General features: G+C 68.1%; 13 protein-coding genes and 1 pseudogene. 7 read left to right on the forward strand and 7 right to left on the reverse strand.

Features of this window, described 5'->3' with window-relative positions:
- Nucleotides 1-18: 18 nt before the first annotated feature.
- Nucleotides 19-162: pseudogene (locus KO481_RS43710) on the forward strand (NUDIX hydrolase); the annotation flags it as partial.
- Between the two features lie 78 nt (nucleotides 163-240).
- Here KO481_RS43710 and dtd read toward each other — a convergent pair.
- The gene (gene dtd, locus KO481_RS38595; protein ID WP_215923502.1) at nucleotides 241-684 is read right to left on the reverse strand and encodes a D-aminoacyl-tRNA deacylase; all 444 of its coding nucleotides are present in this window, start codon (nucleotides 682-684) and stop codon (nucleotides 241-243) included.
- A gap of 157 nt (nucleotides 685-841) precedes the next feature.
- Between dtd and KO481_RS38600 the strand changes: the two genes are divergently transcribed.
- The 3 genes from KO481_RS38600 to KO481_RS38610 are packed head-to-tail and all read left to right on the forward strand — an operon-like array spanning nucleotide 842 to nucleotide 14547.
- The gene (locus tag KO481_RS38600; RefSeq protein WP_215923503.1) at nucleotides 842-1165 is read left to right on the forward strand and encodes a hypothetical protein; all 324 of its coding nucleotides are present in this window, start codon (nucleotides 842-844) and stop codon (nucleotides 1163-1165) included.
- 18 nt (nucleotides 1166-1183) lie between these two features.
- Nucleotides 1184-1696, forward strand: coding sequence for a YbaB/EbfC family nucleoid-associated protein (locus KO481_RS38605; protein WP_245402135.1), 513 nt, complete (start codon nucleotides 1184-1186; stop codon nucleotides 1694-1696).
- A gap of 17 nt (nucleotides 1697-1713) precedes the next feature.
- The gene (locus KO481_RS38610) at nucleotides 1714-14547 is read left to right on the forward strand and encodes a WXG100-like domain-containing protein (protein ID WP_215923504.1); all 12834 of its coding nucleotides are present in this window, start codon (nucleotides 1714-1716) and stop codon (nucleotides 14545-14547) included.
- 15 nt (nucleotides 14548-14562) lie between these two features.
- On the opposite strand, the gene KO481_RS38615 is transcribed toward KO481_RS38610, so the two are convergent.
- On the reverse strand, nucleotides 14563-15168 hold the full coding sequence (locus tag KO481_RS38615) for an ArsR/SmtB family transcription factor (RefSeq protein WP_215923505.1): 606 nt from the start codon (nucleotides 15166-15168) through the stop codon (nucleotides 14563-14565).
- Between the two features lie 74 nt (nucleotides 15169-15242).
- Between KO481_RS38615 and KO481_RS38620 the strand changes: the two genes are divergently transcribed.
- The gene (locus KO481_RS38620; RefSeq protein ID WP_215923506.1) at nucleotides 15243-15620 is read left to right on the forward strand and encodes a hypothetical protein; all 378 of its coding nucleotides are present in this window, start codon (nucleotides 15243-15245) and stop codon (nucleotides 15618-15620) included.
- Between the two features lie 16 nt (nucleotides 15621-15636).
- Nucleotides 15637-16296, forward strand: a complete 660-nt coding sequence (locus KO481_RS38625) for a class I SAM-dependent methyltransferase (RefSeq protein WP_215923507.1) — start codon at nucleotides 15637-15639, stop codon at nucleotides 16294-16296.
- Here the strand turns inward: KO481_RS38625 and KO481_RS38630 are convergent.
- Entirely contained in the window at nucleotides 16269-18551 is a 2283-nt protein-coding gene (locus KO481_RS38630) for a serine/threonine-protein kinase (RefSeq protein WP_215923508.1), read from the reverse strand. The genes KO481_RS38625 and KO481_RS38630 overlap by 28 nt on opposite strands.
- Before the next feature lie 136 nt (nucleotides 18552-18687).
- Entirely contained in the window at nucleotides 18688-20217 is a 1530-nt protein-coding gene (locus tag KO481_RS38635; protein WP_215923509.1) for an amino acid permease, read from the reverse strand.
- Between the two features lie 177 nt (nucleotides 20218-20394).
- On the opposite strand from KO481_RS38635, the gene KO481_RS38640 reads away from it, so the two are divergent.
- Complete coding sequence (locus KO481_RS38640; RefSeq protein ID WP_215923510.1) at nucleotides 20395-21156, forward strand: MerR family transcriptional regulator; 762 nt, start codon at nucleotides 20395-20397, stop codon at nucleotides 21154-21156.
- 6 nt (nucleotides 21157-21162) lie between these two features.
- Here KO481_RS38640 and KO481_RS38645 read toward each other — a convergent pair whose 3' ends face one another.
- Genes KO481_RS38645 through KO481_RS43715 form a run of 3 tightly spaced genes read right to left on the reverse strand, consistent with a single transcriptional unit; the run spans nucleotide 21163 to nucleotide 23832 of the window.
- Nucleotides 21163-21609, reverse strand: a complete 447-nt coding sequence (locus KO481_RS38645; RefSeq protein ID WP_245402136.1) for a YbaB/EbfC family nucleoid-associated protein — start codon at nucleotides 21607-21609, stop codon at nucleotides 21163-21165.
- 33 nt (nucleotides 21610-21642) lie between these two features.
- Nucleotides 21643-22329 carry a hypothetical protein gene (locus KO481_RS38650; protein WP_215923512.1) on the reverse strand — a complete coding sequence of 229 codons (687 nt, stop codon included), beginning with the start codon at nucleotides 22327-22329 and terminating at the stop codon, nucleotides 21643-21645.
- A gap of 27 nt (nucleotides 22330-22356) precedes the next feature.
- Entirely contained in the window at nucleotides 22357-23832 is a 1476-nt protein-coding gene (locus KO481_RS43715) for a hypothetical protein (protein WP_245402137.1), read from the reverse strand.
- Between the last annotated feature and the right edge of the window lie 5 nt (nucleotides 23833-23837).

A 23837-nucleotide genomic window follows, 5' to 3' on the forward strand; every position in this document is an offset into this window, starting at 1 on the left:
TCGGTGTCGTCGACCGGCAGTTCTCGTGGCGAGCGGATCTATGTGCACCGCCGTACCGACACGAAGATGGTGTTCGCCGGAATGCACGACTGCCGGGCCGGCGGTGTGCTGGATCCCGGAGAGGATCCGGCGGAGGCGGCCGTCCGCGGCGCCGGGGCGGAGGCTGAGGCGGGGCGGTTGATCCCAAAAGCGGTACAGCGGCCACTGGACGGTGTGGCCCGCCCGGGCGCCGGCGGTAACTCATCCCTCGAGCAGCAGCGTCACCGGTCCGTCGTTCACCAGCGCGATATGCATGTGGGCGCCGAAACGGCCCGTCGCCACGGTGGCGCCGAGGTTCCGCAAGGTGGCCGCGAACAGGTCGACCAGTGGTTCGGCGACGGAGCCGGGTGCGGCGGCCGACCAGGAGGGGCGGCGTCCCTTGGCTGTGTCGGCGTAGAGGGTGAACTGGCTGACCACCAGAATCGGGGCCCCGAGGTCGGCGGCCGAGCGCTCGCCGTCCAGGATCCGCAGCCGGAACAGCTTGTCTGCCAGCGCCTTCGCGGTCGCCTCGGTGTCGGAATGGGTGACGCCGACCAGGGCGGCCAGGCCGTGCGGGACGCCCGCCGCGCCGGGGTCGATGCGTCCGACCACTTCGTCGCCGACGGTGACCTGGGCGGAGCTCACTCGTTGCACCAGTACTCGCACGGTGGACCATCCTCGCAGGCAGGAGGTTTCGCGCTGGATGCGGCTGGGCTTTCGCATCCCGGCCACTGATCGTTAACGCGAGCGCTACGGCGGATTTCCTGGGAGCTGTCATGGTCGAAACGCGTCACCATGGCAAGGGTCACCAGAAGGGGCAGCGATGACAACTGTGCAGGTCAGTCCGGAAAAATTGCGTAGCGCGTCGATCAAGACCGCGGACGTGGCAGACCGGCTCAACGAGGTTATCAACACCCTGAGCGCGGCGCTCGACTCTCGTGGCAACTGCTGGGGAAACGATTCGATCGGTAACCAATTCGCCAACGGCAAGAACGGCTACCTCGAGACGAAGAACAACATGATCACCGGCACCGGGCAGTTCAAGGACACCTTCAACAGTTATGCCAGGGGGCAATCGGACAGCGCCAACACCCTCGAGGGCAACGATCACTTCAACGCCGACGTGTACATCGCCTGCACCGGATAGCGCGGGGCACCAATAGCGATGGAGTATGAATTCGACAAGGCTGAATTGGAGGGCATGCTCGCCGATGCCCAGCAGCAGCTGCGCGACATCGCCTCGATTCAGCAGCGGCGCGCCCAATTAGTAGGCACCGCAACGGCTTCCAATCGGCGCGTGACGGTCAGCGTGAACGCCAACGGAGTAGTGATCGAGACCAAATTCGGTCCAGGGATCGAGAATCTCGGCTTCTCCGCGATCGCCAGGGCGGTCACCGAGGCGGCGCAGCGCGCGTCAGAGGATCTGGCCGCGAAGAATCGCGAGCTGGTCGCTCCCCTCGAGGGCCGGCGCGCGCGAATGCCCAGGATCAACGATCTGGTCGCGGGCATGCCCGATCTGCTCGGCCAGATGCCCAAGCCTCCGGAACCCTCACTGGCGCCGCCGAATTCGGATGACCGTGAGCCCACGCCCGGCGAGAACACTCTGCATTTCACCAATGTGGAGTCCTACGACCACGACCGCGGCCCGCAGCGCCGGACCACCGAGGCCGGCTGGTGATCGCGGGGTAGTACCGCATGATTGAATTCCCGTCCTGGCTCGACTGGCTCGGCGCCGCCGTCGGCATGGAGTGGCCCGAGGGCAACGAGGACGAAATGTGGGGGATGGCGGGCGATTGGCGCACCGCCGCCTCGAGTTTGCGCGATATCGTCAGCGATGTCGAGGCCGCCAAGTCGGCCACCGTCGATGCCTACCAGGACGGCAAGGGCAGCGAGTCGATGTCCGACGCCTTCAACGCGATCATCAACAAGAACGCGCAGAAGAATTCGCTGCCCGACCTGGCGGACTTCTTCGACTCGGTGGGCGATTCGGTCGACGGCACCGGAACTCAGATTCAGTACACGAAGCTGATGTTCTACACCACGCTGACGATGACCGCGGCGGAGATCGCGTCGGTGTGGATCTTCCCGCCGACCGCGCCCGCGGAGGAGGCGGGGATCATCGTCCCGACCCGCGTCGGCGTCCGCATGATGATGCGGCGGGTCATGACAGCGATCGAGGAGCGCCTGGCCAAACTCGTCGGCGCGCGCCTGGCGAAATTCCTGCTGCGCCACGTGATTATCGGCGGCCTGATGGGCCTGCTGCCGGACCTCGGGATTCAGGCCTTCCAGAATTTCGAGGGGCATCGCCACGGCATCAACTGGGGCGAGGCCATTGTCGCGGGCGTCGGGGGGATGGTCGGCAGCACGGCGGGCGGTCCCGCGACCGAGGCGCTCGAGAAGCGTCTGGAGGGCGCGTTCGGCGCGAAGGTCGCGAAGGTCCTGGCGGGCATGGGTGGCGGCCTGGTGAACTCGGGGGCGGCATTCGCCGCCTCGGTGCCCACGCAGTTTCTCGTCGACGGGTTCAGCAAGGGCTGGGGCACGGCGGTCACCGATCTCGAGAACACTCAGGTCGACTGGCGCATGTTCACCGCGGGTGCCGCGGGCGGGTTCGTGTCCGGGGTCAATCATTCCTTCGCGGACAGGTACTACAGCGGGCCAAAGTGGGACAGCGGGGCCGCGAAGTTGCAGATCGGCGGGATGCCGACCGAGCCCGTGCGTGACGGTAGTTCGCTTGTGCCGCTACATGATCCGACTACAGCGGGCGACCCGGTACTGTCGGTGAGCAGCACGTCGCCCGAGGGTGAGGGCTCGAACGGGAACTTCGCCGGCGCTGCACCGTCGAACGACCATGCCTTGCTGACTGATTCGCCGGGCGGCAGCGATCAGGTGCAGGCCGGGCCCACCACGACGGCGTCGCCGAGTTCGGATGCCGGGAATGGTGCTCTCGCTCAGGATCATCCGACTTCAGCTGACTCGTCCGGGGTAGGTGGGTCGAACTCCGCGAACGGCGCCGGCTCGGTATCTGCCGGTGGAGGTGAGCATTCCGGGCTTACCGGCGGAGATCACTCGAATACTGTGGACAGCAGCGGTATTCGCTCGAGCGAGGGTGCGGGAACGCAGCCCGCGGGCGCGGGTGGGGACACTGCGGCGCACGGAAGTCGGTCCGAGGTAGGCTCCCAGCCAGGTGGAGAGACGAATTCACCTGCTGCACAGAATGGTTCGCATGGACCGGCGACCGAGCAGGATTCGACGAGTGGCACCGAAACCGTGCAGCCGACGACGAGCGGCTCCGGCAACGGAACGACCTCCGCTGTAACGCCTTCCGCTCGCACCGATGCAACCGCGCCCCCGGAGGGAGCGCAGGCTTCCTCGGCGCCCATCGGGGACGCTCGCACCGGCGGATCTGCTCCGGCGCAATCCTCCCCTGTGGGAGAGGCCAGGTGGGAGGCGGTATCGCCAGCCCGATCCGGATCCTCACCCGAGGGCACCGAATCCCGGACCAGCGCAACGGGAGACCGCAGCGCACCGGGTACTCGATCCTCGAGCAGAACCGACGCTACGGCTGCCCGAACTCAGTCCAGTGCGGCCCCGCGCGCAGGGGCGGATGCGAGCCGCGCGACGCCCGATTCGCAGGTGCGGGGAGCCAAGGCGGCCGAGGCCGCCCCCACGGCCCGGACGGCGGAAGCGCGAGCCGGGCAACCGGTGCGGGCCGCCCAGGCCCGTGACGTCGGCGAGACTCGGGCCGCCGGGACGACTGACGGCACCGAACGGCGCGAGGGTATCGGGGGGCTGGGCGTCGAAGGACGCGACGGGAAAGCCGGTGCGGAGCAGGGGAACCCGGGCGGCGATGATTCGGCCACAGGTCGTGACGGAGCGGCCGAGCGGGACTCGAATCGGACGACAGGTTCCGGTGCTGAGCAGGAGTCCGGGCGGCCGGAAGGGGAACAACGACAGTCCGAGTCGGATGAGGCGGAGGACGGTGGTCGGCGCGCGGACGAGCAGGAATCGCCCGAGGCTCAGCGCAGGCAGCGGGCCGATGGGGAGTCCGATCCCGAGAATCGCTTGGGGGACGAGGCGGATCGGCCCGGGCAGAAGCAGGATCGCCCGGAGCAGGGGCGACGTCGGCCTGAGCTGGATGAGGCCGATCAGGGCGGTCGGCCAGCGGGTGACGAGGAGGCCGCCGACGCGCAGATCCGCCGCCACGCGGATGAGGAGTCCGATCGCGGGAATCGTTCTGGGGATGAAGCGGATCGGCCGGGGCAGGAGCGGGATCGCCCGGAGGCGAAACAGCGGCAGCCCGAGTCGGATGAGACTGATCAGGATGGTCGGCGTACGGGTGAGGAGGAGGCCCCCGATGCGCAGAGTCGGCAGCACGCGGATGGGGAGTCCGATCTCGGGAATCGTTCGGGGGACGAGGGCAGTCGGCCCGAAGGGGAGCAGCGCCGCGAGCCTGTTGGTGAGGGCGAACAGGAGCCCGAGCGTCCGGGGACGCAGGAGGGCGACGGGGCGGGAAGGTCGCCGCAGCAGGAGGATTCGCAGCAGCGGCATTCGGACGACTCGCAACCCGCGCGCGATGGGTCCGATGCGCGCGAGCGATCCGGCGACACGTCCGATCAGCAGGGGGATCGGCCGGGTGCGGGCAAGCGTCGCAGTGAGGCGCCGGGGCCTGAGGGGGACGGTTCGAAGCTGTCGCCGTACGACGCCGGGCGGGAGCCGCCGGTGCGTGAAGCAGGCGAGAGTGATCATGCTGGGGCGCACGATGATTCGACCGATGGAAGGAAGCGCGAGGGCCCCGAGGAAGTCGCGGTCGCGGCGGTCATCGGGGAGGACGGACCCGGATCGCAGACGGAGCGGGAACATTCCGAATCGGTGACACCCGACGCGGAACACGGTGGCGCAGAGCGGAAACCGAACCGTGGGCGCTGCGCGGAACTGGTGCTGAAGCTGGCGCGCAAGCTGACCGGCAATCCGAACATCCTCGATATCGGACGCGAGGTCGGGGTGACCGGCGTGACCGGCGAGGAGGTGCAGCTCGCGACCGGTGGCCGGATGATCAAGTTCAAGAGCCTGGACTCCATCCCGGATCGCCTGCGCAACATGCGCGACGGCGCCAGCGTGCTGGTGGTCTACGAGTTCGGGCACACCGACGAGCACGGCGTCGGTGCGCACGCGGTGCTGTACGTCAAGGAGGGCGACCGGATCGTCATCCACGATCCGAGCGAGAACACGGTCCGCGACTTTCCGCCGGAGCACATCGCGGATCTGAAGGATGTCCACGGAATCGTCCTGGACCACAAGGGCAAACCGGTCCACGATCTCGGGCTCACCGCGGACCAACGCCGCGCGCTGCTGGGCCAGGCCGCGATCAACCACCAGTTCCACCAGACTACCTCGCAGCTCCAGGCGAGGGACGAGAACGAGCACGTCGCGGTGGACCTGCGAAACCCATTGGGCAGGGTGGGCATCGGGCAATCGGGAGAGGAAGGCAACCAGGAGCACCAGCCCGCATGGAGTGCGCGCGGTCCGGCGACGGAGCACACGGTGTCCGATGCCGGACGCGAGGCCATCGAGCCGCATCTCCGGCGGCTCAGGTTGGCGCAGGCCGAGCATGACCGCCTCGATCGTTACTTGCGCTCCACGGCGGAACGGCTGGGACTCGACCCGGGCAATCTCGATACGCACGAGGTGCAGCAGCAGATCGCGCAGGAGCTGGAGACCCGCAGGGAGGCCGCACAGGCGGTGATGACCAAGGAGGGCGTGGGGCAGGGCGAGGCACCGGTCCGGCACATGCTCGAGGAGGTGCCCGCCGCGCAGCACGCCCTCGACGAGGCCAACGCCGAGATCAAGGAGGCGAACCGCGTCGGGGAGGAGCTGAGCAAGCCGGACGGGGTCATCGCTGCGCTCCGGGCAGCCCGCCGGGACGCCGCCGCCGTGGCCGCTCGAGATCTCATCGAATCGCAAGGCGGCCAGATCATCTCGCAGGGCACGTCCGGCGGCGAGGTGACCGGCCGCTTCGTCGACGAGAATCCGGTCCGAGTGATCATCGCGGGCGATCGACCCCAACAGGTCCTGCCGCAGGACCAGCACGAGCAGTTGCGCAACAGCGGCATCGAGATCGAATACAAGATGATCAAGGTCGAGCCCAGCGGCAAGATCCTGATCACCGACCTGGAACGCACCCCGGAACCGGCAGCGGAACAAGAGCCCAAATCCGCAGCCGCACACCAGCAGCCGACCACCGACTCGGCGAAATCTCCCACGGCCCAGACCAAGTCGACTACCGAGCCGCCGAAGCAGACTGCGGAGCCGCCGAAGGGCGAGCCGCTCGAGCAGACTGCCGAGCCGCCCGAGAACGAGCCGCCCAAGAACGAGGCGCCCGCGGAGACGACCGAACCACCGACGAACGAGCCGCCGAAGGTCCCCGATCATCCCGCGGCACGGACCGGTGCGGGCCGGTGGGTCGAGGGACCCAGGCGTGTCTACCGTCCATCCGACGACAGTGTGGCCGGCGAGTTGCGGCGGCTTCGCTGGGAAGTCGGTATGGGTTCGCAGCGGGAGTTCGGCCGGATCGAGCAGGAGATCTTCGGCCTGGCGCGGCAGGTGGAGGTCTCTCCGTGGCTCGGCAAGCTCGAGGACGTGGGGCGCGCGGTGGGTGCGGTAGCGGACCGCCGGATCGCCGAGGCCGGGGCGCAGCTGCGGCGCCCGGATCTTCCCGGGGCGGAAAGGGCGCGCGCGCAGCAGGAGCTCGATGCCGCCAAGGCGGTGAAGCGGCAGGTCACGCAGGCTCTGGACAACCTGAGGGCGACCAAGCAGCTCGGCATCGACTCGCGTACGCAGGCGTACAAATTGGCAATCGAGGACTATCTCGGTTCGCTGGGCGATGACGTTCACATCGAGGCACCCAGCATTGCCCGGGTGGGCGATAAGTACGTCGTCGCCGCGCTGCAGCCCGAGAAGCTGGTCGAGCAGGTGCGGGCGTTGAACGCCGACGGCCTGCCCGTCGAGTATAAAAAGCTCATGCTCGGCCGTCGGGGCGAGGTCTACGTCTCCGATCTGGAACATGGTGCGCCGCACACCGACTCGCCGAAGACGGAATCCGAAGCGCCGAAGAACGAACCTCCGAAGGAGAGCACCGAACCGCCCAAGACCGAGACGCCGAAGAGCGAGCCCCCGAAGGATCCCGGCGGTCCTCCCCAGGAGCCCCCGCAACCTCCCGCGAAATGGACTTCCTCGCAGGGCGATCCGCCGCCGAGGCCCGCGGATCCGTGGACGAAGAATTCCGGAGACACCGTCCACGAGCCCACCTCACGCGGACTGAAAAAGGCACTGCGCCAGCTGGCTCGGGCAGTGGCCAGACGCACGGAGACGCGGATCGCCGCGACCGACGCCGCGCGCGGCCTGGGTATCGATCCCGAGCAGATCCGCGTGGATGCCCTGCGCACCCGGGTCGCCGAGGCATCGGGCGACGCCGCTCAGCAGGCGGAGCAGAACCACGAGAACCTGCGCCGGCTGGCGAGCGGGCAGTGGCGCCTGTCCGAGGACACGCTGCGCGAGCGTGCCGGTCGGCTCGGTATCGACCACGTGGGACTCACGGATGGCGAACTGCGCCAGCACATCCGGCAGCTGACCGTCGAGGGAGGCCGCACCGCGGCGGATGCCCGGGCTCGGCACGACGCGGTCGACTCGCTCGGGCCGGACGAATTGCATAGCAGCGCGGAACAACTCGGCGTCCAGGAGCCGTCGCACCATACGGTCGACGAGGTGATCCGGGACCGCGCCGAGGCGAACATCCGCGACGCGTACGCGAACTACCGCAAGCTGGAGAACGAACTCGACTCCGGCACCACGGATCCAGCCCGGCTGCTCGAACTGGCCGAACAGAACTCCGTCCCGGTGCACCCGGAGGACACCCCCGGCAGCCTGCTGGCCAGGATGAAGGAAGCGGGGCTGGCCCAGCGGGACAAAACCATCGAGGCCAACCGCGCCCTGCTGAAGCAGCTCGGCGACGCCGCGGTCGCGCACGCGAACGCCTCGCTCCGCCACAGCGAGGCCCAGGCCCTGGCCGAACGAGAGGTGATGGGCGCGAAGGCTGGTCCGCCACCCAAGGGCCCGCGGATCTACATGGACGGCTACCTGGTCAAGCACCGCCTGGACCTCGGCCAGCCCGCGGTGCGCGAGACGGAGGACGGCAAGTCTCTGGTCGGTGTGGGCGAGGGCGACGACCCGGCCCTGCGGATCGACCCGGCGCGCCGGAAGGCCCTGGCCGAGGAGGGCATCGACGCCAAGTACTTCCGGGTCGCCGTGAGCGACGACGGAAAGGTGCACGTCGAGGAGTGGACCCCGGACGACGTGCCCCCCGAGCGTCCGCAGACGGAACAGGCTCGCCGCCCGGGCGATTGGACGCCAGGCGCCGAGCATCAGCACGAGACCCAACGGTGGATGGACCGGAAGTTCAACCGGAAGATCCGCGGCATGGCCCGCAAGGTGGCCGATTTCAACAAGGAGCTGGGCAAGAACTACACCAAGACCCTGGATGCGGTGAAGTGGATGGGCATCGATCCCACCGGCATGACCCGCCAGCAGGTCGCGCAGTCGGTACGGGAGCTGATCCAGGAGTACCACGCGCAGGCCGAGGAGTTCTTCGACCGCACCGAGATTCCGCCGGACCAGATGGCGGACTTCTTCAACCAGCGCCGCGAGATCGAGGCCCGCGCCTCGATGATGGAGTCCCAGGGCAACAAGATCCTCAAGCGCCTGGGAGTTCACGAACTGGCCGTCACCATGCGCGATCATCTGGAGGCGCAGCTTGCGGCGGCAGCGGCCCGGCGGGTGCTGAACGATCTGGGCGGCACGCTGATCGGGCGCGACGGGGAGACGGTCGAGAACCCCGACGATGCGGTTGCCCACCTGATTCCCGGCGTCGACGGCGCGCCCGCGCGGCTGGAAATCATCTCGCCCACAGCGAATCCGGATCACATTCTGTCCCCCGAGGCGCGCGAGCAGGTGCTCGGCACGGACGGTCAACTGCGTGTGCGGCAGGTGCGGGTCGACGGGAGCGGCAAGATCCACCTCTCGGATCTGAGCAAGCCGGCCGAGGGCGAGCACACCGCACCCGAGACCGAGAAGGCCGGCCGCGGACTGTACGACCCGGTCTCCGGGCCGAAGGAGCCGGATCCGGAAGAGGTCAAGGGCCCGCAGGCCGAGCTCGATGCGCTGCTGCGCCGTCGGGCGGGCGCCGTTGCGGCACAGGAATTCTGGCGAAACACGCTGGAGCACAGCCTCGGTCGAGTCGGCGGCTCCCGCGCGGAGATGACGCGCGACGGGATGGCCGCTCTCATTCAGCGGCTGACCCAGGGCCGGGTCGGATACACCGAGACGACCAGCGGTCTGGACGACCCGTCGACCTCGACGCGCGAAGATCTCAGCGAGAACGAGCTTTCCAGCCGCCAGGAGCCGATCGACAAGCTGGCCGAGGCCGCCGAACGCTTCTTCGCCTATCAGGACCGCCTCGGGGAGATCGATCAGCGCGTCCACGAGCTCGAGCAGCTCGGCGCGAAACACGATGCCTCCGAGACCGACGACCAGCAGGGCAAGTTCGGGAAGCTGGCCAAGGATCTGAAGGCGGCGATCAACCGCGCCAAGCCGCTGCGACACGCGCTTGATCTGTTGGAGGCGCACCGGGAGAACCAGCACGGCCCGCTCACGGGGGCCGATCAGAGGGCGTTGGATTCGGCCCGCGCGGCGGTTGCCAAGGCGGACAACGAGATCGACCGGCTCAACGACGAACGCCTCGGCACCGCGGGCGCCTGGCGCAAGGCCGCGGAGACGATCGCCGACCCGGCGCGCCTGCGCCAGATCACCGACAATGTCTTCGTCGAGGATGGCGTGGACGGGGCCGACCCCCGGATCATCGTGGTTGCCGGACGACCGAAACTTGTTTCGGCCCCGGACGGTACGGCGCCGACCGAGCAGACCGTACTCGAGGAGCCCGGCACCGAACAGGACCGCGCCTTCGCCGAGGCGCTGGCCTATCACCACGGCCTGGTCGGGCTGCTGGAGCGGCCGAATACGACGGTGCACTACCTGGAGGTCGCGGGCAAGGAGGGGCGCGAGGCCGGCGTCGATCCCACCGACCCCGCCGAACACGCCGCGGCCGAGGGCACCGCCGGCTTCGACGTGAAACCCCTCGGGTCGCCACGGATCCTGCGCGACGAGCACAAGCTCGGCCTGGACGAGAACGACCCGAACCGCACCAAGCCGTTCCAACGGCGGGGCGGGCGTCCGAAGACGCTCGCCGGTCCGGTTCGCTGGAAGGAAATGCTGTCCGAGGCAACCGGAATCAAGATCGGCGCCAAGGAGATTCGTGTGCCGGACCACGAATCGCCCGGGGGCGAGCCGCGCAAGGTCAAGGTCGTCAACGACACTCGGCGTGCCCTGCCCGCCGAGGATCCCCGCGCCGCCGAGGTGGACCTGCTGTATCGCGGCCCGCTCGCCGGATTCAGCATCGTGCGCTGGGAGGGCGTGGACGGCGCCTGGCACAACGTGCGCGAGAACGAGGCGTACGGCTATGAGGCGCGGCAGCCCCAACTGCCGATGGTTGTCAAGCGTCCCAAGTTCTGGCAGCCGGAGATCGACGGATACCGGCTGCCGCCCAAGGGCTTGGCGCCCTATGGTGGCGATGACAACTCGTCGCGCCCCGCCCGCTCGTACGACGAGAAGATGCCCGACGGATTCAGCGGCAAGATGGCGGCCGAGCCATACCAGAACATGGTGGAGCCGGGGCTGCTGCGGCTCATCAACGGCCATTGGCCGGAGATGAGTTATGAAGAGATACAGAGTCTTTCGCCGGACGGGAGGGCTGAGCAATGGGGTGAGCAAGGACTGGTCACCCACGATCCCCCCGGGTGGGACGAGGACGAACATCACAAGTTGCCCTACGACGACGCCTTGTACACCGTAGGTAAGCGCTGGGTTCAGATCTACAACGAGGTGCGCAAACACCCTTGGTTGCTGGACCGCTTCTACAATCACCCGGCGGTCGGCCGCTGGGTGCTGGACCACACGCGGTGGCTGCCGAAGGGACCGTTCGACGAGAGTCATCCCGTGGGACGCTGGATACCGATCTGGCGAAGCATCCGGACCTTCAAGGGATTCCATCAGCCGATCGATCTCGAGGTGCAGCCACCGCATCCGGGATGGAACCACGCGGACCATTCGGCGCCGTGGGAACGGGAAAATATCGACCCGCCGGGCTGGGCGCGCAAGGTCTTGCGCTGGTCCAAGGTGCAGGACTGGGCCGACAAGGTCATCGGCGGATATGCCGACGAGAGGCACAACAACGCGACCGGAACCACCGACAAGGATGTCGAGCAGATCGTCGATCAGCTGCGGCGCAAGGGAAATCCGCTGCTGCGGCCGGAGGCCGGCGGGATCTCCCTGGCCGACGGGCTGCGCCTGACGCACGATGCGGACGGCAGTCCGCTGTCGGAACAGGAACTGACCGACCGCATTTCGCGCATCAAGGACCATGTGATGCGGGGCCTGATGCCGGTCATCGACCCCACCAGCCCCGAGGGGCGGATGTATTCCGAGGGCGACACGCCGGGCCGCAAGATGGATGCGGTGGCGCATATCGCCGATGCCTGGAACCGGTTGACCGGACGCGGCGACGGCCACGGTAAGACGCTGCCCACTCGCGCGGATCTGGTGATGCTGGAGCACTTCTGGGCCGCGGCGCATTATCTCGACACCCACGAGGGGGCCACCTGGCACGAGGCCGAGGCGTATGCCAACCGGCGGGCTAACTGGGATGAGGGCGGGCGCACGCCGCTGAGTGAGCATTTCGTGGTGCGCGGCGGGGAGCTGATCCACCCGAGCGAGCTGCCGGACGATGCGCCGGAGCGGACCGGTATCAAGATCCCCGGTGGGAAGGGGGTGCCGTTCGTCGATACGCATCTGCCGGTGATCGCGAAGGACAAGGTGCTGCCATTCGAGCGGATCCCCTATGCGGTGGACAACGCGCCCGTCGACACCGGCTGGATGCCGCCGTGGGAGCGCCGGGCGGCCGATCTCGTCGGCATTACCGACCTGCGCGACCAGTACCCCGGCCTGCCCAAGGATCCGGTAGGCGCGCTGCGGGAGTTCGCGCGCCGCGAGTGGGCGTTGCTGACCCAGGATGCGGTGGGTCCCGGCACCGAGGGGTCGGATGCACTGCGGGCGGCCATGATTCGTGCCGGAACGGTCGAGCTGCTGGCCGGCGCCGAGACGGATACCGAACGGCTGCTGTGGGCCCGCCGGCTCGGCGAGACCTCGGACGTCACCGATCCAGCGACCCTGCGCCGCGCGGTGACCCGCCTGCGCTCCGACGCGTACAACACCGCGGAAGGCGTTGCGGTGATGCAGGGTTCGCACGGGAACGACGGTGACGAACTACTGCCGCCGGACGCCGCCACACCCCGCCCGGAGCCCGAGCCCTGGCCGTACTACGGTCCACTCACCCCCCACCTGCCGCACGAATTCTTCCTACAGTGGCAGCAATTCCCCAGCGCCGCACAGCTTCCCCCGTTCGCCCTGAAGCCCGTACCTCACGCCCCGCCGACCCCGACCCCACCACCCCATCCCCACCCGAACCCCCCTCCGGCGCCGAAGCCCACCCCGGGCCCCAAGCCAACCCCGGGCCCCAAGCCAACCCCCGGTCCCGGACCAAAGCCCCACCCGGAACCCAAACCTCACCCCGAGCCGCACCCGCCGAAGCATCACAAGCCCAAGCACCCCAAGCACAAGCATGAGCCTGGGCATCACAAGCATGAGCACGAGCCTGGGCAGCATGAGCCCGGCCACCATGGGCACGGCCATGAGCCCGGTGATCACGGGCGTCAGCACGAGCCCGGGCGCCACGAGCTCAGGCCCAGACATCAGACGCACGAGCATGCGCCGGGCCACCACGAGCAGAATCCGGGGCACGATAGGCGTGCGCCCGAGCCGCCGACCCATCATCGGTATGTCCCGGAACCTCCTGGGGCTCGCGGGCATCGACCAGTGCCCCCTGGTGATCACGAGCACGAGCCGGTACCTCCGGGCGACCATTCGCATCAACCGGTTCCGTCCGGCGATCACGGTCATCGGCCGGTTCCGCCTGGTGGCAACGGGCATCGGCTGGTTCCCCCCGGCGACAACGGGCAACAGCCCGCGCCGATTGGAAGTCCCCGGCGCGCGCCCGAGCCACCGACCCATCATCGGCATGCCCCGGAACCCCCTGGGGCTCACGGGCATCGACCAGCGCCCCCGGGCGATCACGAGCCGCAGCTAGTACCCCCGGGCGATCACGGTCATCGGCCGGTGCCGCCTGGTGACAACGGGCATCAGCCGGTGCCGCCCGGTGACAACGGGCAACCGCCCGCCCCGATCGGAAATCCCCGGCGCGCGCCCGAGCCTGCAACCCATCACGAGCACGAGCCGACCCCTCCTCGCGATCGCGGCCACGAGCCCGGGCAGCACGACCACGACCCGGGTCGTCCGGGCGACGGTCAGGATGCCCCGCATCCGCGCGCAGGTCGCCCTTCGATCCCGGAACCGCCTGCACCGCAGCCTGTTACGGGAGCCAATACACCGGTCTCTCCGAGCTCCGCCTCGGGCCACCACCCGCCCCTGCCTCCGAAACCGCTCACCGGATCGCTGCCGCAGGGCACGAGTCCGTCGACGCCTGCCCCGACATCACAGCAGGACACCCAGGCGCCATCCGGATTGCCGAATATTTCCGGCATCCCGTCGATTCCGAACATGCCGCAGCTACCGGGCTTCGGATCGAACGGTACGCCGCAACGTTCGCCCCATGGAACCACTGGCCACGGTTACCGATCCCCGGACGCCCCGGGACTCGGTGATCACGGTGCCTACGGCGCCCCCTGGAACCCCGCCCCCTACCCGAGCCCGAACGGTCCCGACGCCCCGGCCCCGCCGAACCCGTACGCGGCCCCCGGCGGCTGGAGCGGCTCGAATTACCCCTCCGCACAGGGTGATCCGACGACCACCCAGCCCATGATGCCGGGCGCGGCAATGCCGAGTATGCCCGCCCCGTCCAACGCCGGCGGCGCACGTCGCAAGAGCTACATTCCTCGGGTCGGCGCCGGAAACAACGGCAGCACAGAGATTTACGTCCAGCCTCACGTCGGCTGGGGTGAGACCGCCGTCTTCGACCCGCAGACCGGCACCCTGCGCCCGGCAACCCTGGCGATGGGCGGAGTCGGCGGCCTCTACGGCGATCTCGGCGGCGCCCAGGTGGTGTTCTACCGCAACGGATCCGGCCTGGCCCTCCGTGTCGGCCCCCGGGAGGTGGACCTGAGCAACCCCGACGTCAACGCCTACTGGCAACGTGTAGACAGCCGAGTAGCCCGCTTCGCCGTAGCCCTCGGCCGCACCGTGATCGTGGACCTCACCTACCCCACCACCTCCGACGACACCGACCTGGGCCTGTTCATTCGCGACGTCCTGTCCAACCCTGTCCGCCGCGCCGAAATCTTCGCCCGCTGAACCTCTTTCGCCGTGCTAGGGGACTCGATCGGGTGTCGCGGGCGGTGATGGTGTGAAGTCTTCATCGGGGACCGCGAACAGCCGGATGGCCATCGGGCGGGCGTCGGGGGGCGCCTCGGCGCGCATGAGATGGCCGTGCTTTCGCAGCAGTTCCATGTAGTCGTCCATGAAAGCCTGCAGTTCGTCGTGGGTCATGAACGTCGCGTGCCGCTGCACCTGCGCCCACCCGTCGGGTCCGGTCCATTCCTTGTTGGCTCGCACATACCGGTCGATGTCCGCGCTGATCTTCAGTTTCGCGAGTTGTTCGGCGGCGGCCTGCTCCTGTGGCTCCATGGTGGCCGGATCCGGCATGGTGTGGCTGAAGGGTAATGTCCGCCACCATCTTTCGCGCCCCCGCGACTTCTCCGGAATCTCCTCGATGAGCTTCGATTCCGCAAGTTTGCGCAGGTGATAGCTGGTCGTGCCGGTGCTCTCGCCGAGCACCCCGGCCAGCGTCGTCGAGTTGGCCTCGGTGTGGGCGCTCAAATATTGCAGGATCTGTCCGCGCAGCGGATGCGCCAGCGTCCGGTAGAGCGTCGTGCGTTCGGCGCTGGTCTGGGGTTCCACGGTGCGCTTCCGCATCCACACAAGGTAGCAGAGACGACTCTGCAAAGAAATATTTGCAGAAATTTCTTTGCAATCGTACGGTTTGTGTCATGCGTACGAAATGGACGGTCACCCAGTGGTTTTCGGGGGCCCTCGGCGCGGTAGCGGTCGGGCTCATCCCGTGGACTGTGCTGCTCAGCCGGACCCTGCCCGACGAGACCAGGGTGCGGAACTGGGCGACGGCCTGGATCGGACTGGACATCCTGCTGACCGCCGGCTGCACCGTCACCGCGGTGCTGGCTCGCCGCCGTGCCGAGCGCGTGCGGGTGGCCGCGGCGGCGACCGGCTCGGTTGCGCTGCTCGACGGCTGGTTCGACGTGACCACCGCGGCCACCGGCCCGGAATTCCTCGCGGCCGCCTGCTGCGGTGCCGGGGAACTGCTACTTGCCGCCGTCTGCGGCTTTCTGGCACTGCGGCACAACGATTGATCGAAGGAGCATCGATATGCGAACGAAGACAACCCTGTTGGCCCTCGCCGGCACCGGCGCGGTGGCCGGGGCGGCGTACCTGTGGTTCGGCGACCGCGCGCCCTACCCGTATTCGCAGCGCTGGATGCTGGATCTGCCGCTCCCGGGCCTGACCACCGCGCGGCTGGCGCGGGTCCTGGATCCACGCCCGGGCGAGCGGATGCTCGAGATCGGTCCCGGGACCGGCTTGCATACGATGGCGATGGCCGACCGGCTGGGGCCCGCGGGCCGCTTGGACGTGCTGGACATCCAGCAGGAGATGCTCGACCATGTGGACCGTCGCGCCCGGCATCTGGGCACCATCGTCCCGAATCTGGGGGATGCCCGCGAACTACCCTTCGATTCGGGCACTTTCGACGCGATCTACATGGTGACCGTGCTGGGCGAGATCGGTAATACCACCACGGTGCTGCGCGAGGCGGCGCGAGCGCTCAAACCCGGGGGACGACTGGTGATCGGCGAATTCTTCGATCCGCACTGGATTCCCCTCGGCCGTCTCCGCGACCACGCCGCGGCCGCCCATCTGCACATCGACGACCGGATCGGCCCGACCACGGCCTATTTGGCCAGGTTGCGACCGTGCTCACACGGAACGTGCGCCACCGAGTCCTACCACCACGACCGCGGCCGCAGGTGATTCGCCAGATCCACCAGCGCATACCGCTGCAACCGCCGAGGCGCGTTGCGCGCGATGTGCCGCAGCACGATCTCGATCCCCGCGCGCAACTCCTGGTCCGTGTAGTGCATCCCCAGGATCGTCGCGTCCGGAGTCCGCGGCCGCTCCCCACTCCGTAGCCACGACAGCGCCGCGCCCAGCACCAGCGCCTGCATCTGGAGCAGACGGGGCTCGTCGGGGAGTTCGCGGAGGTGGTGGGCGGCCTCCTCGAGGTCCTCCTGGGTGAGTGCTGCCGACGGGCGGGAGACCAGCAGGAGGCTGGCGGTCATGCGGGCGACGTCGTGGTGGCGGGAGGTCTCGGGGACCTGCTGGAGCGTTTCGACGGCGGCGGCGTTGTCGCCGGCGGCGGCCAGTAGTCGGGCCAGGCCGAAGGCCGCGCTGGCGGTGCCGCGGTTGGTGCGCCAGACGGTGCGGTAGAAGCCGGTGGCCGCGCGCGCCCAGCCGTCCGGGCGGTCGGGGCTGGCCTCGAACAGCAGTTCCGCGGTGGCGGCCAGGGCCAGCACGGGTGCGAGCTCGCCGGGGACCATCGAGGCGACGAGGTCGAAGTGCTCGTAGGCCTGGTCGTAGTCGCCGGTGGCGAGCTCGGCGATGCCGGCGTACCACTCGATGCGCCAGTCGGTGCGATAGCCCGCGCGCAGCCCCTCGAGCTTGATCAGGGCGTAGTCCACCTCGCCCAGGTCGAGGTAGGCGCGGATCTCGGTCAGCGTGCCTTCCAGCTCGAAGGTGTCGGGGGTGGGGATCTTCGCGTTGCGCATGTTCTCGCGGGTCTGCCGCAGCGCGTCCAGTGCGCGGTGTGGATCGCCGTGCAGCAGCGGGGACAGCAGCTCCGCGGAGGGATCCTCGCTGTCGATCAAGGGCACCGGCAGTGCGGACACCACCGAGGCGGGATCCAGGGTCGCAGTGCGGCGCGCGCCGTCGACGAGGCCGTCGGTCTGCCGGATCAGGGTGTCGATGCCGAACGCCCCGCGTGCGGCCCCGAACACGGCCGACACCTGTGGATACTCCAGCCCGGTGTCCTCGGCCAGCACCGCGCGCAGCACGCCGTGCAGCTGCCGGTACATTGCATAGGACGACGGAAACCGTTGTGCCGGATCGGGATCGGTGGCCCGCCGCAGCAGCCGCGAGAACGCCGGATAGCGGCGCAGCAGCGGTTCCTCGCCGGGGGAGGGGATGCCGGGCAGCTTGTGGCCGTGCTCGTCGGTGGGCATCCGCATGGTCAGCGCGGCCAGGGTGCGCCCGACGGTGTAGATGTCCGACGCGACGGTCGGCCCGGTCCGGGTGAATTCGGGCGCCTGATAGCCGGGCGTGCCGTAGAGACTGCCGCCGGACTGCCGCGCGGCCACCGCGCCCAGGTCGATCAGCTTGACCTCGTCCTCGCTGACCATGATGTTGTCGGGCTTGAGGTCGTTGTACGCCAGCCCGAAGGAATGCAGATAGTCAAGTGCCGGAAGGATTTCCAGCATGTAGGCGATGGCCTCGGCGACGGGCAGGCAATCGGGGGAGCGCTCGTCGAGCTCGGTCTTGAGCGAGCGGCCGCCGACATATTCCATGACGATGTACCCGCACGGAATGCCGTCCGCGGCACGATGTTTGACGAAGTTGTAGATCTTCACGATCGCCGGGTGCGCCATCTCCGACAGGAACTGGCGCTCGGCCAGGGCCACGACGTGTGCCTCGATGTCGAGCGGATTCTGCAGGCCCTTCAGCACCACCCAGCGCCCGCTGACGTTGCGGTCGCGGGCCAGGAAGATCCAGCCCATCCCGCCGTAGGCCAGGCATCCGCGCACCTCGTACTGGTCCGCGACGAGGTCCCCGGGCTCGAGCATCGGCCGGAAGTTGAAGGGTGAACCGCAGTGCGCGCAGGACCCTGCGATGTGCCCGGCGCCGTCTCGCTCGGTCCGCCCGACGGCATGCTGGCATTTCCAGCAGAATCGCTTGTCCTCGGGCACCTCGGGGTTTCGCAGCACCGCGGCGGTCGGATCGACCGGATTCACCCGTGGCAGCGTGACCAGCCCGGCGCCCAGGCGCCGCACGCTGGGGCGGGAGCGCGCCTCCGGCTCGGGCGTGGCCAGGCCTTTCCCTTCGACCAGGGTGGGCTGGGTGGCGACGGCTCGGCGCGTGGCCCACCGATAGGGCGCGTCGCCGCCATCGCGTAGTTGTCGCGTCGCCCAGGGCGGCGGACCCACGTGGCCGGACGGGGTGGAATTCTCGGCCATTCGCCTTCTTCGAACCTCGAACATCGCACTGACCCGGAAACCCGACCGCTCCGCAGCCGGACCGAGGTCCGGACTGCGGAGCGGCGATTGGCCGGTCCCGGCGGGTGTCACGGTTGGTTACCGGGACCGACGGGCATTAATGCGATTGTGCCTCATCGTGCGGATTCGCGCCGGAACTCTCCCGATGCTCGAGCGGACGCTCGGCCAGGACCGGGTATGCCCCGGTGTAGCCGATGCGGGCCTCAGCCAGCTCCATGACCCGGCGACGGGTCAGGAACCAGCCGCCGACCATGAGCGGAAGCACGATCACGCACATCGCCAGGACCGCACCCCACTGGGTGACGTCGCGGCTGAAGACCATGATCAGCACGATCCCGGCGAGGAACACCAGCGTCGCGATGCTCGTGTACGGAGCACCGATCAGCCGGAACGATGGACGCGCCGCCTTGCCCTGCTTCGACCACCGCCACAGCTGCAGCTGGCACAGGAGGATCGCGGTCCATGCGAACATGGTGCCCAGCGCCGAGACGTTCATCACGATGGTGAACGCCTTGTCCGGCACGACGGCGTTGAGCCCGACACCGATCAGCGCGATGCAGCCGGTGGCCAGGATGCCCACGTAGGGCACGCCGCGGGAGGACATCAGCGAACCGATCTTCGGTGCGCTGCCATTCATGGACATCGACCGGATGATGCGTCCGGTCGAGTACAGGCCGGCGTTCAGGCTCGAGAACGCGGCGGTGAGCACCACCAGGTTCATGATCGTGCCGGCGCCGTGGATACCGAGCTTGGAGAAGAACGTCACGAACGGGCTGGTGCCGGACTTGAACGCCGTGTACGGCAGCAGCAGGGACAGCAGGACCAGCGAGCCGACGTAGAACAGCGCGATGCGGGCGATGACCGAGTTGATCGCGCGGGGCATGATCTTCTCGGGGTTCTCCGCCTCACCGGCCGCCGTGCCGACCAATTCGACTGCGGCGTAGGAGAATACGACGCCCGTGACCGACAGTGCCAGTGGCCATGTGCCCTTCGGGAACAGGCCGCCGTGCTGGCTGACAACGGACCAGCCGGTGGTCGCACCGTCCAGCTTGAACCGCCCGACCAGGAAGATCGTGCCCAGGATCAGGAATCCGACGAGCGCGACGACCTTGATGATCGCGGCCCAGAACTCCATTTCGCCGAACCACTTCACCGAGATCATGTTGATCGTCAGCACGATGGCCAGCGCGATCAGCGCGATCAGCCACTGCGGGATGACCTTGGTGGCTCCCCAGAAGTGGACATAGGTCGCGATCGCCGTAATGTCGGCGATTCCGGTCATACACCAGTGGAAGAAGTACATCCAGCCCACGCCGAAGGCCAGCTTCTCGCCGTAGAACTCGCGGGCGTACGAGACGAACGAGCCGGAGGACGGCCGGTGCAGGACCAGCTCGCCGAGGGCGCGAAGTATGAAGAAGACGAAGATGCCGCAGACGGCATACGCGATGAACAGGCCAGCGCCCGCCGAGTGCAGGCGGGCGCCCGCTCCCAGGAACAGTCCCGTACCGATGGCGCCGCCGATCGCGATCATCTGCAGCTGGCGCGGCTTGAGCGCCTTGTGGTAACCCTCGTCCTCGGAATGCAGCGAGTGCGCCTGCGTTTCCGGAGGAGGTTGAACGGTGGTCATTGTGCGGGGACCTTTCGTGTGATGCCGATCATACCGCTGTGTGGTGTAACATACCGTCGAAAGATGGCACATGCAAGAGGCGGGCTGACTTGTAACGCCACGGAAACCCAAGGCCCTCATCAAGACCCGGGGTCGGGGGGCCTGTGGCCACGGGTTTCGATGTGGTTTCCTGGAGGTATGGCAGTGGATTCGGAGTTCACGATCGATGAGCTGGCGCGTGAGTCCGGGATGACGGTACGCACGCTGCGTGTGTACAACGAGCGCGGGCTGCTCCCGCCGCCGCAACTCAAGGGCCGCACCGGCTTCTACAGCGAGGAGCACCTGAACCGGGTGCGCATCATCAGTCGGCTGCTCGATCGCGGCATCAAACTCAACGGCGTGCGCGATCTGCTCGAGGCCTGGGATCGCGGCGACGATCTGGCCGCCGTGCTCGGGGTCAGCGCCTCCGCGTCGGCCTCGGTCGCGCCCGCACCGTCCAGGCCCGCCGCCGCGGCGGTCGAAACCACTATTGCCGCAACCGAACTCGCCGAGCGTTTCGCCGAGATCCCGAACGGCCTGGCCCGCGTGGTGTCGGCCGGGCTGTACGAGCCGGTGGACGCCACGACCTACCGGGTGAAGGATCCGCAACTGGTCGCCATCGCCGCGCAGCTACAGGACGCGGGCGTGCCGCAGACCCGGGTGCTGGACGAGCTGGAGCGGTTGCGCGACGATTGCGACCACATCGCCCGCCAGTTCGTGGACATGTTCGAGCGCACCGCGGTACGGGACTTCCGCCGCTCGGAGCGGGGCTCGCAGGACGTGGCGGATCTGGTCGCGCACCTGTCGATGACGAGGTCGATGCCCGGCCGGGTGGCTGCGGATCTCATCGGGCAGTACGTCGCCCGCTATCTGGAGCACGTCACCCGCGAGCTGGGTGACGCGCTGCCCGGCAACGTCTGAGCCGGTTCAGTCCTCGTCCTCGGTGAGGGAGCGGCGCCGCTGCCCGGGCTCGGCCTGCTCGCGCGCCGCCGGGGGATCGAACGAGGCTCGTTGCGGCTCCGGCACTTTCGCGCGCAGCTCGGGCAGTCCCTCGACCATGGCCGACAGGCTCGGCAGGCGCGAGCGGGTCTTCTGGATGGGCGCGATCAGCTCCTGCGCCTGGCGCGCCACGTCCGCCGCGGCCGCCTGCGCGGCCTCGGTCACCGCCGCGGCGATGTCGTCGTAGTCCAGCTCGTCGATATCCTCGGAGAATTCCGTGTCGATGGGCACGCCGTCGGCATTGCAGGTGACCGTGACTCGCCCGTCACGGACACTGGCCGTGGCCATGAGCTCGACGCGCTTGCGCTGTGCGTCGGCGATGGCGCGGATCTGGCCGTTGACGGTGTCCATCAGATCGGCGAAATCGGCTGCCATCCTTTCGTTTTCCATGGCCTCGGAACCTCCTGATCAGGTGATGTTGAATTCGTAGGTGGCGTAGCGGTGCTTGTCGGTGCCCGCCTCTTCCCAGTAGTAGCTGTGCCGGCCGATGTGGCCCAGGCGTATCCGGGTATCGGCCATGACCTTGAAACCGCTACGACGGGCGCGCTCGCAGAACGAATATTCGGCATTCATGTACCAGTGGTCGTCCGGGCCGTCGGGCTGCAGCAGCGGCAGGAAATACGGCACCGTAATGCGATCGAATTGCTTATTGCAGATCGGTAGCTGCTCGTGGACGATCATCGTGTCGTACACCTTGCGCTGGGTATAGCAGAAACCCATTGCCGCATAACGGATCTCCATCAATCCGCCACCCTCGCCGAATATCACCTTCGGGGTGCCGGGCAGCAGATTGCAGGCCAGCTCGCGCCTGCCCTTGCGCGGATAGATTCCGCAGACCACCGGCTCGTCGTGTTCGCGCAGCATATCCACCGCATCCGCGTCGAAGCCGACATCGGAATCGATCCACATCAGCGCGTCGTAGCCGTCCAGCAGCGCGTCCGTCGCCATCTGGCTGCGCCCCTGATCGATCGCCGCGTAGCGGGGCACCGCGCGCACGTGGTAGCCCCGGGCCTCGAGTTGTCCCAGGCCGCGGGCGCATTCGGGCTCGAGGTATCCGCCGATCGGAACGAGAACGATGCAACGGGACGGATCCATCGTGTGTACTCCCCAAAGCTCCGGTGATCAGAAATTGAATGTGAAGGAGGCGTATCGCTCCCGGGAACTGCCCGCGTCCTCCCACTGGTACGTCTGGCGGCCGATATGCCCCAACCGTATACGAGTGTCGGCCATGACCTTGTAACCACAGCGAATCGCGCGCTCGCAGAATGCGAAGTCCTCGCCCAAATACCAGAAGTCGTCGCCCGCCGGCACCGCCATCGGCAGAAAGTACGGGACCACCGGACGGCCGAAGTGCTTGTTGCAGGTCGGCAGCCCCTCGTGTTCCTGGATCCGGTCGTAGATATAGCGCCGGGTGTGCAGGAATCCGGTGGCGCCGTATTTGATCTCGGCCAGGCCGCCGCCCTCGCCGAAGGTGAGCTTCTGGGTGCCCGGCTTCAGGTGCACCACCAGCTCGCGCTCGCCCTTCTTGGTGTAGATGCCGCAGGAGATGGGCAGATCCAGGGTCCGCAGCTGCAGCACCGCCTCCACCGGGAAGGACATGTCGGCATCGATCCACATCAGCTCGTCGAACCCGGCGGCCAGTGCGTCGGTGGCCATCTGGCTGCGCACCTGATCGATGCCCGACGCGCCGTAGACGCGCCAGACCGGATAGCCCTGGTTCTCCAGCTCGAAAAGCGCACGCGCGCAATCGGGTTCGATGCTGTCTGCGACCGGGACCAGAATGACACAGCGGGCCGGGTCGAGCCTGCGCCTGGTATCAGGCGCCACCCAGTAGGTTTCCAGGCTCGACGGGCGGGCCGGCGATTCCGATCCGGCCGCAACCGCGCGGATTACGCGGGGTGACACCGGCTCGAGCTTCCGCTGCGCGAGGAAGGCCCTCAGCTCGGTGACCCGATAATCCTCACCGTCGTCGGAATCCCATGCGGGATCGCGGGTGTCGGTCGCGTTCAGAGCCGGGAGCCGCCGGACGTTGCGTACCGTGACGGCATCGATGACGGCGATCGCCTCGGACGCGGAATCCGGGTCGAGCATGCTGGACCACAGCGAGTCCAGGCCCAGGCCGGTCGTCGTCACGCCGAGATCGGATGCGCAGCGGCGCAGGAACTCCCGGCTGAAGCAGGGCGCCATCGGCTCGACATAGTTGGTGTAGCGCAGAACATTTCCGGGAACGACCCGGGTGATCTCGGCGTTGACGAAGCTGTCGTCGGTCAGCGCGGGCTGGGCCAGCACGAGCCCGTATTCGGCGCAGAGGTCGAACAGCGCGTTGATCGAGGCGGTATCGGTCATGAGCTCGCAGTCCGGGCACCAGACGTAGTCGTACTGCTCGACGGTCTCGGCCCTGGACTGGATCAGCTGCCGCAGCGCGGGCCATTTCGGTCCGCTCACATCGACGCGCTCGACCTGCGGGCTGCGGAAGCGTTCGGGATCCTGGCCGGCGTAGCCGACGATGAGATCCCAATTTCTTTCGCCCGGACCGGACATCCACGCCTCGTGCTGGGAGATGTCGTCGGCCCAGATGATCACAAGATTGCGTCGCACGCGGT

Origin of the sequence: Nocardia albiluteola, assembly GCF_018860155.1 — a bacterium.
Lineage (GTDB): Bacteria > Actinomycetota > Actinomycetes > Mycobacteriales > Mycobacteriaceae > Nocardia > Nocardia albiluteola.